At 67.3% G+C, this 13741-nt stretch carries 10 protein-coding genes and 1 pseudogene; 7 read left to right on the top strand and 4 right to left on the bottom strand.

The features are described from left to right. Positions 1-209 precede the first annotated feature (209 nt). Entirely contained in the window at positions 210-1397 is a 1188-nt protein-coding gene (locus WS75_RS19625) for a collagen-like triple helix repeat-containing protein (protein WP_059682286.1), read from the top strand. A gap of 165 nt (positions 1398-1562) precedes the next feature. On the opposite strand, the gene WS75_RS19620 is transcribed toward WS75_RS19625, so the two are convergent. Further along, positions 1563-2687, bottom strand: a complete 1125-nt coding sequence (locus tag WS75_RS19620; RefSeq protein WP_082729666.1) for a sigma-54 interaction domain-containing protein — start codon at positions 2685-2687, stop codon at positions 1563-1565. A 509-nt stretch (positions 2688-3196) separates the two neighbouring features. Here WS75_RS19620 and WS75_RS33705 point away from each other — a divergent pair. The 4 genes and pseudogenes from WS75_RS33705 to WS75_RS19600 all read left to right on the top strand — a co-directional run. Next, positions 3197-3349, top strand: a pseudogene (locus WS75_RS33705) (FMN reductase); the annotation flags it as partial. A 36-nt stretch (positions 3350-3385) separates the two neighbouring features. Next, positions 3386-4492 (top strand): dimethylsulfone monooxygenase SfnG, encoded by a 1107-nt coding sequence (gene sfnG / locus WS75_RS19610; protein ID WP_059682280.1) that lies wholly within the window; start codon positions 3386-3388, stop codon positions 4490-4492. Between the two features lie 175 nt (positions 4493-4667). After that, positions 4668-5897, top strand: coding sequence for an SfnB family sulfur acquisition oxidoreductase (locus WS75_RS19605; RefSeq protein WP_059682360.1), 1230 nt, complete (start codon positions 4668-4670; stop codon positions 5895-5897). Positions 5898-5960: 63 nt separating this feature from the next. After that, positions 5961-7409 (top strand): APC family permease, encoded by a 1449-nt coding sequence (locus tag WS75_RS19600; protein ID WP_059682278.1) that lies wholly within the window; start codon positions 5961-5963, stop codon positions 7407-7409. Positions 7410-7506: 97 nt separating this feature from the next. Here the strand turns inward: WS75_RS19600 and WS75_RS19595 are convergent, their stop codons facing one another. Further along, entirely contained in the window at positions 7507-8154 is a 648-nt protein-coding gene (locus tag WS75_RS19595; RefSeq protein WP_059682358.1) for a LysE family translocator, read from the bottom strand. 106 nt (positions 8155-8260) lie between these two features. Between WS75_RS19595 and WS75_RS19590 the strand changes: the two genes are divergently transcribed. Further along, positions 8261-9112, top strand: a complete 852-nt coding sequence (locus WS75_RS19590) for a LysR substrate-binding domain-containing protein (protein WP_059682276.1) — start codon at positions 8261-8263, stop codon at positions 9110-9112. 37 nt (positions 9113-9149) lie between these two features. Here the strand turns inward: WS75_RS19590 and WS75_RS19585 are convergent, their stop codons facing one another. Next, on the bottom strand, positions 9150-10040 hold the full coding sequence (locus WS75_RS19585) for a LysR substrate-binding domain-containing protein (protein WP_059682275.1): 891 nt from the start codon (positions 10038-10040) through the stop codon (positions 9150-9152). A 152-nt stretch (positions 10041-10192) separates the two neighbouring features. Between WS75_RS19585 and ydiJ the strand changes: the two genes are divergently transcribed. Beyond that, positions 10193-13252, top strand: a complete 3060-nt coding sequence (gene ydiJ, locus WS75_RS19580) for a D-2-hydroxyglutarate dehydrogenase YdiJ (RefSeq protein ID WP_059682273.1) — start codon at positions 10193-10195, stop codon at positions 13250-13252. 100 nt (positions 13253-13352) lie between these two features. Here ydiJ and WS75_RS19575 read toward each other — a convergent pair whose 3' ends face one another. Next, on the bottom strand, positions 13353-13655 hold the full coding sequence (locus WS75_RS19575) for a hypothetical protein (protein WP_059509270.1): 303 nt from the start codon (positions 13653-13655) through the stop codon (positions 13353-13355). Positions 13656-13741 lie beyond the last annotated feature (86 nt).

The raw sequence follows: 13741 nt of genomic DNA, 5'->3' as shown, positions 1-13741 counted from the left end.
GCATTCGTAGCACGAATGTAACGAAAACAGACCCGCTCATGGGCCGGAAACGTATCGGTCGTGATCGCGGGCAGGCGCTTGCACGGGCGCGCGGATGCTGGCGTGGCGGCCGGAAGGCCCGTTCGATTGGCGCCGATGGCATGGAAAATGCTGTTTCTCCCCCGGTCCGCAATCGAACATTCCATCGCCTGGACCGCGAGGAGACCATCATGTATCGAACCAGCCTTGTCACGTCCGCGGCGTTGCTCGCCGCCGCCGGCATGCTGGCCGCCTGTGGCGGCAACGACGTCGCCGCGCCGTCGAGCGCGGCAGCGAGCGCCAGCGGCGCAACGAGCGGCGGCAATACGCCCGGCAGCAACACCCCGGACGGCGGTTGGGGCACCAGCGGCGCCCCCGGCACGCGCGGCGTCGTGAGTACTGCCGGCGCGCTCGCGATCGGCGTCGGCTCGACCGTCAGCGGGCTGTCGTTGCCGGTACTCGGGAATACCGTGACGCGCAGCGCAGGCGACACGATCTCGAGCGTCAGCACGATTACGCGCGCCGCGGCCAACGCGCTCAGCGAAGGGCTTGGCAAGATCGGTTCGACGTCCAACCCGGTCGGTACGACGGTCGCCGGCCTCGGCGACGTCGTCGGCGCGACGGCGAATCCGGTTGCGGGCCTCGCGCAGACCGTCCGCGCGCTCGGCTCGGGGCCGCTCGCGCCGGTGACGACACCCGTCGGCGCGGTGCTCGACACCGTGGCCGGCGGACTCGGCGCGGCGGGCAACACGGTCGGCGCGACACTGGCATCGGGCGCCGTGCAGCAGGTCACGCAGCCGCTCAGTTCGGCCGTTACGCCGCTGGTCATCACGGCCGGTCAGGCGACGCAGCAGATCGGCGCGACCGCGGGCCTCGGGCAGCCGGTGGCCGGCTTGCTCGGGCAGGTCGGCAGCGCGCTGGGGACGACGGGCTCGCGGATCGGATCCATTTCGTCACAACCGGCCTTCGGGTCGGTGGCGGCGCTCGTCGGCGCAGTCGGCAATACCGTCACGAACGCGGGTGGACTCGTGAACTACAACGGTCCGAACGGCGTCGCGCCGATTCCCGGGCTGATCGTGAGTCTCGCGGGCGCTTCCGTTGCCACCGTGCAGAACGGTCCGTCGAACGGTTCGAGCGCGTCCGGCCCGCTCGGCGGCTTGCTGTCGGGGCTCGGCTCGACGCCGCTCGGGTCGCTGACCGGTGCGCTCGGCGGCACGAACGGTGCCGGTGCGGCGAGCCCGCTGGCGCCGGTGACGAATCTCGTGTCGACGATTACCGGCACGCTCGGTGGCGCGGCGGGCGGAGCCGGTTCCTCGGCGAATCCGCTCGCGCCCGTTACATCGTTGCTCGGCGGCGTGACGGGCGGCATCGGGAAATAGTGGCGTACCGCACGGCGAGCGGCCGGACCACGCGCTGCTCGCCGTTGCGGAGGCGAGTGGCGCATCGGCTTCGCCAGCGCATGTCGGCGATGAATTGCGACGAGCCGAAGCGTCCGCCGCCCGCATTGCCGATTCGCGGCACCGCATGCAGCCGCGCGATCGCGCTTACTTGACCGCCGCGATCGCCTTCGCGCGAATCAGCCGCGCACGCAACACGTTCCGGCTGATGCCGAGCAGTCGCGCGGCCTGGATCTGGTTGCGGTGACTGAAATCGAACGCGACCCGCATCACGGTATCCTCGATGCGTTCGAACAGGTTTTCGTGCGACTCGTCGAACAGCGCGCACAGTGCCAGTTCGAGCGCCTCTTGAGCGGGCACGCGGCCCGCCGCTTCCCGCACACCGGCAGCCACGGCCGGCACGCATGACGACGACAGGTTCAGGTCGGTGTCCTGCAGCGCATCGTGGCGGCTCACCAGCAGCGCGTGATGGATCACGTTCTCCAGTTCGCGGATATTGCCGGGCCACGAATGTGCTTCGAGCCGGCGCGCCGCGCGCGGGTCGATGCTGCGCGGCCCATGGCCGAGGCGGCTGCGGTACTCGTCGAAGAAGTGGCGCGCGAGCGGCAGGATGTCGCCCGGCCGTTCGCGCAACCTCGGCACGTCGAGCCGCACGACATTGAGCCGATAGAACAGGTCGCCGCGAAACCGTCCGTCCATCACCGCCTGCTGCAAGTCGACGTTGGTCGCGGCCACTACGCGCACGTCGATCGAAATGCCCGTGCGCGAGCCGAGCCGCACGACCTCGCGCTCCTGCAGCACGCGCAGCAGCTTGACCTGCATCGACAGCGGCAGATCGCCGATTTCGTCGAGAAACAGCGTGCCGCCGTTCGCGGCTTCGAACCAGCCGGGCTTGGCGCCGACCGCGCCCGTGAATGCGCCTTTCTCGTGACCGAACAGTTCGCTGTCGACGAGCGTGTCCGACAGCGCGCCGCAGTTCACGGCGACGAACGGGCCGCCGCAACGATGGCTGCCGTCGTGCACCTGGCGCGCGATCAATTCCTTGCCGGTGCCGGTCTCGCCGACGATCAGCACGTTTGCGTCGCTCGGCGCGACGAGCCGCACGCGTTCGAGCAGCGCGAGCGAACGCGGGTCGACGAACACGGGCGCGCGGGCGCGGGCCCGTACATGGTGCGTGGAGCGCTCGAGAACGGGCGCGCTGCGCGATTCGTCCGGCTGCGCGGTGACGACACGAAGATTGACAGGACGCGGCGTTGCAAACAGGGAAGTCATGGCGATGAAGGCGTGAGTCGATCGAACGGTTCGAACCAGCGTCGACTGGCGCCGCGGTCCGGTTGCTGCCTGATCATCGGAGTGTTCAGTGTTTTGGGCCGGACGGGAAACATCGATTTCTGATAACGAAAGCCGGATTGCTGTGCAGGATGCAACGGTGTCCGGTCGCAGCGGTCCGACGAACGAAGGGCACGAAACTGCTGATTGAGCAGCAGCGCATCAGCAAAGGTGTTTCCGCCGGTTCATCGCGCAGTGGAATATCGATGCGATGCGATTGGTGAAACGCTTTCCATGACGGGCTATTTACCCGCGTAAGCCTTGCCCGACGGGCGATTGAATAAAACTTCGTGATGCAGATGATATTCACGATCGCGCATCCGTCGACAATGGCACGCTCCTTGCGAACCCGACACCGTATCGGCGCGGCAACGCGCGGCTCGACAACGGGAACGCATGGCATGAGCAACACCCTCGGCGTGGTCGCCCTATCGGGCGGCCTGCAACGTCCGTCACGCACGCTGCAGATCGGCGAGTACGTAGCCGAAAGCGATTTCGACCACGACGAATTCGCGAACCCCGCATTGCGCGCACGCATCGCGCTCGCGGTGGGCCGTGCGGTGCCGCAACTGCGCCCGCGAACGGTTGCCGCCGCGGCCGCATAGCCCGTCTTTCGTTTCCCCCTTCGATCAGGACCTCTCATGAGCATTCACAAATCTCCGGCCGACGGCGTCAAATTCGCGTACTGGGTGCCGAACGTCAGCGGCGGACTCGTCGTCAGCACGATCGAGCAGCGTACCGACTGGAGCCTCGAATACAACCAGAAGCTCGCGCGCACGGCCGAGGCGGCCGGCTTCGACTACGCGTTGAGCCAGATCCGCTTCACGGCCGGCTATGGCGCCGAACACCAGCACGAGTCGGTCTCGTTCAGCCAGGCGCTGCTGCACGCGACCACCAAGCTGAAGGTGCTCGCGGCGATCCTGCCGGGGCCGTGGCATCCGGCCGTGGTCGCAAAGCAGCTCGCAACGATCGACCACATTTCGAACGGACGCATCGCGATCAACGTCGTCAGCGGCTGGTTCAAGGGTGAATTCACTGCGATCGGCGAGCCGTGGCTCGAGCACGACGAGCGCTATCGGCGTTCGAAGGAGTTCATTCAGGCGCTGAAGGGCATCTGGACGCAGGACAATTTCACGTTCAAGGGCGACTTCTACCGCTTCAACGATTACACGCTGAGCCCGAAGCCCGTGCAGAAACCGCACCCGGAGATCTTCCAGGGCGGCAGTTCGCGTGCGGCGCGCGACAACGCGGCCAGCGTGTCGGACTGGTACTTCACGAACGGCAATACACCGGAGAACCTTAAGGCGCAGATCGACGACATCCGAGCGAAGGCCGCCGCAAACAACCACCGCGTGCGGATCGGCGTCAACGCGTTCGTGATCGCGCGCGACACCGAGGAAGAGGCGCGGGCCGTGCTCGACGACATCGTCCGGCACGCGCACGTCGAGGCCGTGCACGCGTTTGGCGATGCGGCGAAGGAAGCCGGCAAGGCGTCGCCGGAAGGCGAGGGCAACTGGGCGAAATCCACGTTCGAGGATCTCGTGCAGTACAACGACGGTTTCCGCACGAACCTGATCGGCACGCCGCAACAGATCGCCGAGCGGATCGTCGCGCTGAAGGCGATCGGCGTCGATCTCGTGCTCGCCGGGTTCCTGCATTTCATCGAGGAAGTCGAGTACTTCGGCCAGAGCGTGCTGCCGCTCGTGCGCGAACTCGAGGCGCAGCAGCAGCAGGCAGTCGCCGCGTGATGTAGGCGGCCAGCGAGTCGCAGGCGGTCACGCGGGCCGCGCCGGGCGATCGAAGGGTGCGCCGGCGGCGACCATCGTGTGCGTACCCGGTTTGACGTTTCGGATCTCGAAACAGGAGGTCGGCGGCTGCCTGCACGGCGTCGCCAACCGATTCATGGGCTTTGCCGGAAATTACATGTCGACGGAAATCATCGAAGAAAACACGCAATCGCAAGCGGGCGCTACGTCCGTTCCCGTCATCGGCTCCGACGCCGAAGCGATCGACGTCGCGCACCAGGTCGCGGCGCGACTGGCGGAGCACGCCGCGCTGCGCGACCGCGAGCGGAAACTGCCGTTCGACGAGATCGAACTGTTCTCGTCGAGCGGCCTGTGGGGCATCACCGTCCCGCGCGAATACGGCGGCGCGGAGGTGTCGAGCGTGACGCTCTCCGAAGTGATCGCGATCGTGTCGCAGGCGGACCCGTCGGTCGGCCAGATCCCGCAGAACCACTACTGCCTGATCGAGGACATCCGCCTCGAAGGCAGCGACGCGCAGAAGCGCTTCTTCTTCGATCTCGTTCTGAAGGGCACGCGCTACGGCAATGCGTTTTCCGAGGCCGGCGGCAAGAATGTGCTCGATATCCAGACGCGCGTGCGCCGCGACGGCGACGCGTTCGTGCTGAACGGCCGCAAGTTCTATTCGACCGGCACGCTGTTCGCGCACTGGATTCCGGTGCTCGCGCTCGACGAGTCGGACCAGGCGGTGCTCGCGTTCGTGCGGCAGGGCGCGCCGGGGCTGACCGTGGTGGACGACTGGAGCGGCTTCGGGCAACGCACGACCGCGAGCGGCACGGTGATCGTCGAGAACGTGCGCGTGAGCCCGTTCGAGATCTTCCACACGCAGCGTTCGTACGACCGCCCGACCATCGCGGGCCCGTTCGCGCAGATCACGACCGCCGCGATCGACCTCGGCATCGCGCGCGCCGCGCTGCAGGACACGATCGCGTTCGTGCGGCAGCATGCGCGCCCGTGGATCGACAGCGGCGTCGAACGCGCGAGCGAGGACCCGCTGACGGTCGCGCAGATCGGCGATATCGCGTACCGCCTGCATGCGGCCGAAGCGCTGCTCGCGCGCTCGGGGCGCTTCGTCGACGCGGCAAAGCACGAGCCGGGCGAGGAGGCGGTCGCGCAGGCCGCTATCGCGGTCGGCGAGGCGAAGATCGCGACGACCGAGGTGTCGCTGCTTGCCGCGAGCAAGCTGTTCGAACTCGGCGGCAGCAAATCGACGCTGGCGAAATACAACTTCGACCGCCACTGGCGCAACGCGCGCGTGCACACGCTGCACGACCCGGTGCGCTGGAAGTACCACGCGATCGGCAACTACTACCTCAACGGCGTGAAGCCTGCGCGCCATTCCTGGAATTGACGGGCAGCCGCCGACGCCGACGCGGCGCACTCCGCACCGGTTCATCCCTGACGAGACAAATCGATGAGTTATCCAGCAACATCCGCGCGGGCGCTCCCTGCGCAAGACGCCGCGCCGCAGGCGGGCGGCCTGCGGCGCAACTACCTGAGCCTGCCCGAACTGATCGCGCAATCGATCGGGCTCGTCGGCGTGTCGGGCGGGATCGGCGTGCTGATCCCTGCCGTATTCGCGACGGCCGGTAACGGCACGTGGCTTGCATACGTGTTCGCCATCGTTGCGCTGCTGTTCTCGTCGTGGAGCATCTCGGTGTTCGCGCGGGATTCGGCGTCGCCGGGCGCGCTGTACGCGTACGTGTCGGCCGGCATCGGACCGATCTGGGGCGCCATCTGCGGCTGGTCGCTGCTGATTGCCTATGCGGTGGCAGCAGCGGGCATCCTGCAGGGGACGATCAACACGTTTCTCGTGCTCGGCCGCGAAACGGGGCTGCTCGGCAGCGCGACGCCGGTCGGCACGGTGCTGGGCCTCACGATCGTGACCGCGTTCGCCGCGTGGTATATCGCGTTTCGCGACATCCGGCTTTCCACGCGCTTCACGCTGCTCGTCGAACTCGCGACGTTGCTGCTGATCGCCGGTGTCGTGATCGCGACGATCGCGTTCGGCACGCATCCGGTCGATCGCGCACAGCTGACGCTCGAAGGCGTGAAGCCGACGCAGCTTCAGCTCGGGATGGTGCTCGCGTTCTTCAGCTTCACGGGTTTCGAGAGCGCGACCGTGCTCGGCGCCGAGGCGCGCGATCCGTTTCGCGCGATTCCGCGCGCGGTGCTGATCAGCGTGGTCGGGCCCGCGATCCTGTTCGTGATCGGCGCATACGGAATGGTGAGCGCGTTCCACGGCCAGACGCCGCCGCTCGACCGCGTTGACGGCCCGCTCGCGGTGCTGGCGCATCGACTGGGCGCAGGGTGGATCGGCGTGCTGATCGACGCGGGGGTGGCGTTGAGCTTCTTCGCGGCGTTCTTCTCGTCGATCAATGCGGCGGCGCGGATCGTCTACACGTTCGGGCGGCAGGGTGTGCTGCATGCGTCGACCGGGCGTGCGCACGAGACGAATGCGACGCCGCACGTCGCAGTCGCGTTGATTGCGGCGCTGGCGCTCGCGACCGCGCTGGTGTCGACGGCGCGGGGCACGGCGCTGCTCGATTCGTACGGCTATCTCAGCTCGATCGCAACGTATGGCTGGCTGCTCGCCTACGTGCTGGTCGCGATCGGCGCGCCGCTCTATCTGCACCGGCAGCGCAAGCTTCGCGCGCGGCACGTGGCGATCAGCGTCGTTGCGGTCGTGCTGCTCGCGATTCCGCTCGCCGGCAGCGTGTATCCGGTGCCGGAAGGCGTCTACGCATGGCTGCCTTATGTGTTCGTCGCGCTGCTGGCGATCGGGCTCGGGTGGTTCCTGGTGCTGCGCGTCCGGTTTCCGGAGCGGTTGCGCGAGCTGGAAGCCGAACTGCTGACGAAGTGATTGCGCTGCATCGACGGCGCGTTCAAAGCTTGATGTGCGTGACGGCCGGCAGTGAAGCGCCGGCTGGCCGATTTCATGTCAGACATGCGCGCGGCCATTACGCCACACCCGCCATCTTCGATGCATCGACAACCATCTGCACACCGAGGCCGCCGAGGATAAGACCCATCGCCCAGCGCTGCGCGAGCAGCAGCATCGGGCGCCCGTGCAGGAACTTCGCGATGCTGCTCGAGCAGATCGCCACGAGCCCGTTTGCCGACGCGAACGCGGCGATCAGCAGTGAACCGAGAAACAGCGACTGGCCGAACACGCTGCCTTGCCGGTAGTCGATGAATTGCGGCAGCAGCGACACGAACAGCATCGCGAGCTTCGGATTCAGCACGCTGGTCGTCGCGCCCATCGCCAGCAGCCGCAGCGGCTGCTCGTTCGGCAGTGTCCGCACCTCGAACGGCGAACGGCCGCCGGGCCGGACCGCCTGCCATGCGAGATACAGCAGGTAGGCCGCACCGATCGCGCCCAGCACGCTGCCCGCATAGGGCACGCTCATGAACAGCGTCGTGATGCCGAACGCCGCGCCGAACATGTAGAACAGGTAACCGATCATCACGCCGGCCAGCGAAATGAGCCCGGCCGCGCGCCCTTGCGCAATCGAGCGCGACATCACGTAGACCATGTTCGGCCCCGGCGTGACCGCGAGCATGCCGCCGATGGCGAGAAATCCGTAGAGCGATCCGGACATATGCATGTTTTCCGCTTCCTGCAACGAGTGCTGACGGGATTCATTGTCCGACCGTGGAGGCAAACAGTAAAACGGGATAAACTGAATTGATTGATCAGATTATCTGAATGAAATGAAAAAGCTCGACCTCGATGTGCTGGCGATGGTGGTGGCAGTTGCGGAATCCGGATCGTTCGCGCAGGGCGCGCAGGCCGTGCATCGGTCGCCGTCGGCGGTGAGCATGCAGATCAAGGCGCTGGAAGATGCGCTCGGCAAGCCGCTCTTCATCCGCGATACGCGCAACGTGACGGCCACCGACGACGGCAGGACGCTCGCCGAATACGGGCGCCGGATGCTGGCGATGCGCGACGAGGCGTGGGCGTCGGTGGTGCGCCCGGAGATCCGCGGCCGCGTGACGATCGGCGTGCCGGACGACTACATTTCGTCGCTGCTGCCGCAGGTGCTCGGCAAATTCGCCGCGATGCACCCGCGTGTGGAAGTGCGCGTGATCGGCCAGCCGAGCAGCGCACTCGTGCCGATGCTGAAGGACAACACGGTCGACCTCGCGTGTCTCACGCGGATCAAGGGCGTGACCGGCGAGCTGATCCGGATGGAGCCGATCGTCTGGACCGGGTCGCCGAAACGGAACGTCTGGGAAGAGCGGCCGCTGCCGGTGGCCTTTTTCACGCACGGCGGCAGCATGGCGCGCGATCACGCGATCAAGGCGCTGAACCGGCAGCGCATCCCGTTCCGGATGTCGTATGAAAGCCCGAGCTACCTCGGGCTGCTCAGCATGGTCGAGGCCGGGCTCGCCGTCGCGCCGCTGGCGCGTTGCTGCATTCCCGATCATCTTGTTCAGCTTTCGGAGGGCCATGGGCTGCCGCCGCTGGGGGAGCTCGAGGTCGTGCTTGCGCGCAGTGCGCAGTCCGCGCGTGCGCCGTGCGACTACCTCGCCGAGCAGATTCTCTACGAATGGCGCGCGTGACCGGCGATCATCGGATCGCGGCCTGACCCGCGGTGTTTCAGCACGACTTCAGCAACCATTCGCGGAACGCGACGAGCGACGGCAGCGTTTCGTTCCCCGGCGGATAGACGAGGTAATAGCTGCGCTGTCTGGTAATCGCGTCGCCGATCGACACGAGCTCGTTGCGGCTCAGTTCGTCTTCCACCAGCACCTTCGGCACCAGCCCGATCCCCATACCGGCCCGCACGGCCTGAATCAGGTGCGACGTCAGCTCGAAGCTCGGGCCGATACGCATCTGCCGATGGTCGAGCCGATAGTGCGAGAACCATTCGGCCCACGCCTGCTGGTTGCTCGTTACGCCCAGCAGCGTCTGCTGCGCGGCCCAGGCCGGCGTGCGTGCTTCGGCCTTGCGGCGCCTGCCCGCGTCGGGGCTCGCGATCGCGATCAGGAACTCGTTGTACAGCCGATGCGCGTGCAGGCCGGGCCAGTCGTCCGCGCCGACGGTGATGGCTGCGTCGAGGTCGTCGTTGAGGAAATCGATCGCGCCGATCCGCGAATGAAGGTGCACGGTCACGCCCGGATGCGCGGCGTAGAAGTCATGCAGGTGCGGCAGCAGCCATTTCGAGCCGAACGTCGGCAACGTCGCGAGCCGCAGCGTGCCGGCGCCCGCCTGGTGGGACATCGCCTGCAGCGTCGCGCCGCGGATGCGCCCCAGTGCGCCGCTCAGCTCGACGAAGTAGCGGCGCCCGACTTCGGTCAGCTTCACGGAACGGCCCTCGCGCCGGAACAGCGGCACGCCGAGTTGATCCTCGAGCGTCTGGACCTGCCGGCTGATCGCGCTCTGGCTCAGCGACAGTTCCTCGGCAGCACGCGTGTAGCTTTCGTGCCGCGCGGCTGCCTCGAACACGAGCAGCAGCGACATCGATGGGGTGAGACGACGGTAATTCATGAGTTTTATGCAATATTCACCGGATGAGAATTCGTTTGTTTCTCGCGGAAGTTCCAAAGATACTGGAATTCCCGGTCGCGCGGAAACTTGCTCAAAACTCATGTTTCCGAGCACGCGAGCATACCGGTTCGTCCACCTTGCGCTTTTACCCCATGTCGATCGCCCCGTTGCCCCGTCCCGCCAGCCCGCCCGCGAACGCGTACCGTGACTTTCTCGCCGCGCTGCAGGCGGCCGGATTTGCCGGGGAAATCCGCGCGGACCATGCGGACCGGACGGTTCAGGCCACCGACAACTCGATCTACCAGCGCCTGCCGCAAGCGGTGATCTGTCCCGCGCATGCGGACGACGTCCGGCTGGTGGCCCGGCTGCTGGCCGAGCCCGCGCACCGCGACGTCGCGGTGGCGGCGCGCGGCGGCGGCACGGGCACCAATGGGCAGTCGCTGACCGACGGTGTGGTCGTGGATCTGTCGCGCAACATGAACCGGATTCTGGAAATCAACGCGGACGAGCGCTGGGTGCGCGTGCAGGCGGGCGTCGTCAAGGACCAGCTCAACGCCGCGCTGAAGCCGCATGGCCTCTTTTTCGCGCCCGAGCTGTCGACGTCGAACCGTGCGACGGTCGGCGGGATGATCAACACCGACGCGAGCGGGCAGGGCAGCTGCACGTACGGCAAGACACGCGACCACGTGCTCGCGCTCGACTTCGTGCTGATGGGCGGCGAGCAGCTGCACAGCGACGCGCTCGCGGACGACGAACTGGAGCGCCGCTGCGCGCGGCAGGACCGCATCGGCAAGGTGTATCGCACCGCGCGCCGCATCAGCGACGAGAAGGCCGCGCTGATCGAAGCGAAGTTTCCGAAGCTCAATCGCTGCCTGACCGGCTATGACCTTGCGCACCTGCGCGAACCAGATGGCCGCTTCAACCTGAACAGCGTGCTGTGCGGCGCCGAGGGCTCGCTCGGCTTCGTCGTCGAGGCGAAGCTCAACGTGCTGCCGATCCCGAAGTATTCGGTGCTGGTCAACGTGCGCTACGCCGGCTTCATGGACGCGCTGCGCGATGCGCGTGCGCTGCTCGAACTCAAGCCGCTGTCGATCGAGACGGTCGACTCGAAGGTGCTGATGCTTGCGATGAAGGATTTCGTGTGGAGCAGCGTGGCCGAGTATTTTCCGCAGGACGACGCGCGTCCGACGCTCGGCATCAACCTGATCGAATTCAGCGGCGGCGATGCCGACGACGTCGATGCGCGCGTGCGCGCGTTCGTCGAGCATTTGCGCGCCGACACGAGCGTCGAGCGGCTGGGGCACACGCTCGCAACTGGCGACGATGCGGTGAAGCGCGTGTACGCGATGCGCAAGCGCGCGGTCGGCCTGCTCGGCAATGTGCAGGGCGAGGCGCGTCCGCAACCGTTCGTCGAGGACACTGCGGTGCCGCCCGAGAATCTCGCCGCGTATATCGCCGAATTCCGCGCGCTGCTCGACGGCCACGGGCTGCAGTACGGGATGTTCGGTCACGTCGACGCGGGCGTGCTGCACGTGCGCCCGGCGCTGGACATGAAGGACCCGCGGCAGGCCGCGCTGGTGCGGCCGGTGTCGGACGCGGTGGCCGAACTCACGCGGCGGCACGGTGGCCTGTTATGGGGCGAACATGGCAAGGGCGTGCGCTCCGAATATGCGCCGGCGTTCTTCGGCGAGCTGTATCCGTCGCTGCAGCAGCTGAAGGCCGCGTTCGATCCGCACAACCAGTTCAACCCGGGCAAGATCGCGACGCCGCCGGACAACACGCTGCGGCTGCTGAAGATCGATGAAGTGCCGACGCGCGGCGACCACGACCGGCAGATCGACGAGCGCGTGTGGCAGAGCTACGGCACGGCGATGCACTGCAACGGCAACGGCGCGTGCTACAACTTCGATCCGGACGACGCGATGTGTCCGTCGTGGAAGGTGACGCGCGAACGCGTGCAGTCGCCGAAGGGGCGCGCGTCGTTGATGCGCGAATGGTTGCGTCTGCAAGGACAAGCCGGCATCGACGTCGTCGCGGCGGCGCGCGCGCGGCAGCCGTTCATGCGTGGCCTCGTTGCCCGCTGGCGCAACAGCCGCGCCGCGCGCAGCGGCGAAGCCGACTTCTCGCACGAGGTGTACGACGCGATGGCCGGCTGTCTCGCGTGCAAGTCGTGTGCGGGGCAGTGCCCGGTCAAGGTCAACGTGCCCGAGTTCCGTTCGCGTTTTCTCGAGCTGTATCACCAGCGCTACCTGCGGCCGCTGCGCGACTACCTGATCGGCTCGCTCGAATTCACGATGCCGTGGATGGCGCGCGTGCCCGCGCTGTACAACGGCCTGATGCGCGCCGGCTGGGTGCGCATGCTGCTCGAGCGGCACGTCGGCATGGTCGACAGCCCGCTGCTGAGCCGCTTCGACCTCGCGGCCGTGCTCCGGCAGTGGAACGTGCGGCCGGCCGATCCGCAGGCGCTCGCCGCGCTGAGCGATGCGCAGCGCGCGCGCAGTGTCGTGATCGTGCAGGACACGTTCACGCGCTATTTCGATACCGAGCAACTGGCGACGCTGATCGAGCTGGCCGCGCGCGTGGGCTTCCAGGTGTGGCTCGCGCCGCTCGCGCCGAACGGCAAGGCGTTGCACGTGCAGGGCTTCCTTCGCGCGTTCGAGCAGGCGGCGATTCGCAACGCGACCCAACTGGCCGCGCTCGCGCGCTCAGGCGTCGCGCTGGTCGGCCTCGATCCGGCGATGACGCTCACGTATCGGCAGGAATACCTGAAGGTGACGGGGCTCGCCGACGTGCCGAAGGTCGCGCTGCCGCAGGAGTGGCTGCTGCACGCGCTGCCGGAGGCAGCGGCGGGCGCGGGTTCGGACGGCGTATCGGCACCGTATCGGCTGCTGCCGCATTGCACCGAGAAAACCAACGCGCCGGACAGCGGCAAGCAGTGGACACAGGTGTTCGCGCGTCGCGGGCTGCGCCTGGCGGTTCAGGCGGCCGGCTGCTGCGGGATGTCGGGGACCTACGGGCACGAGGCGCGCAACCTGCAGACGTCGCAGGCGATCTATGCGCAATCGTGGGCCGCGCATGTCGATGCGCCGGAAGAGGAGGGCGAAGCGCTGGCGACCGGGTATTCGTGCCGCAGCCAGGTGAAGCGCATGTCCGCGCGGCAGGTGCGTCATCCGCTGCAGGCGCTGCTCGATCACGTGCGTGCGGCGGGGTGACGGGTGGGCCGCGAGTGTGGCGCGGCAGCAGGCGTGACGGTATCGGGCGCGTGCCGGATCGAGCGACACGTGCGATGCCGCGACTGACGCCCGTCCTGGCTCAGGAGCCGGCTTTCGCGGTCTTCCGCACACGCGGCTTGCGCGCTGCCGGAAACGCACCGACGCCGCGCGGCCGTTTCGGCTCGATACCCGTTTTACCGATGACGTGCCGGAAATCGATCTCGTGCGCGGCGAGCGCGCCGATCAGGGTCGCGATGACCGCGAGGTGGGAAGGGACGGTGCCCTTGCTCGAATAGTTCGTGATGGAGCTTTCGTTCATCCGGATCAGGCGGGCGAATTCCCGAGCCGTCAACTGCGCTTTCTTCAACTCCTGTTGAAATTCCGCATACGCCATTGCACACATGTCGCTTCATCTCCGCAAAACTTGAATCGGCACCGCACGGCGCCGGCGCCGACGGATGGCGTTCCCGTCGTGCCGGCGTCGCGGGG

The sequence above is a fragment of the Burkholderia sp. FL-7-2-10-S1-D7 genome (genome assembly GCF_001524185.1).
Classification (GTDB): Bacteria; Pseudomonadota; Gammaproteobacteria; order Burkholderiales; family Burkholderiaceae; genus Burkholderia; species Burkholderia diffusa.
The sequence above is the reverse complement of the archived record's forward strand: the minus strand, read 5'-3'. Positions and strand labels throughout refer to the sequence as shown.

What these genes read in the sequence shown, in the direction of transcription:
- WS75_RS19620 (WP_082729666.1), bottom strand. Translation starts at nt 2,687, where the DNA reads ATGACTTCCCTGTTTGCAACGCCGCGTCCTGTCAATCTTCGTGTCGTC.
- WS75_RS19600 (WP_059682278.1), top strand. Translation starts at nt 5,961, where the DNA reads ATGAGTTATCCAGCAACATCCGCGCGGGCGCTCCCTGCGCAAGACGCC.
- WS75_RS19605 (WP_059682360.1), top strand. Translation starts at nt 4,668, where the DNA reads ATGTCGACGGAAATCATCGAAGAAAACACGCAATCGCAAGCGGGCGCT.
- WS75_RS19625 (WP_059682286.1), top strand. Translation starts at nt 210, where the DNA reads ATGTATCGAACCAGCCTTGTCACGTCCGCGGCGTTGCTCGCCGCCGCC.
- WS75_RS19585 (WP_059682275.1), bottom strand. Translation starts at nt 10,040, where the DNA reads ATGAATTACCGTCGTCTCACCCCATCGATGTCGCTGCTGCTCGTGTTC.
- WS75_RS19590 (WP_059682276.1), top strand. Translation starts at nt 8,261, where the DNA reads ATGAAAAAGCTCGACCTCGATGTGCTGGCGATGGTGGTGGCAGTTGCG.
- ydiJ (WP_059682273.1), top strand. Translation starts at nt 10,193, where the DNA reads ATGTCGATCGCCCCGTTGCCCCGTCCCGCCAGCCCGCCCGCGAACGCG.
- WS75_RS19595 (WP_059682358.1), bottom strand. Translation starts at nt 8,154, where the DNA reads ATGCATATGTCCGGATCGCTCTACGGATTTCTCGCCATCGGCGGCATG.
- sfnG (WP_059682280.1), top strand. Translation starts at nt 3,386, where the DNA reads ATGAGCATTCACAAATCTCCGGCCGACGGCGTCAAATTCGCGTACTGG.
- WS75_RS19575 (WP_059509270.1), bottom strand. Translation starts at nt 13,655, where the DNA reads ATGTGTGCAATGGCGTATGCGGAATTTCAACAGGAGTTGAAGAAAGCG.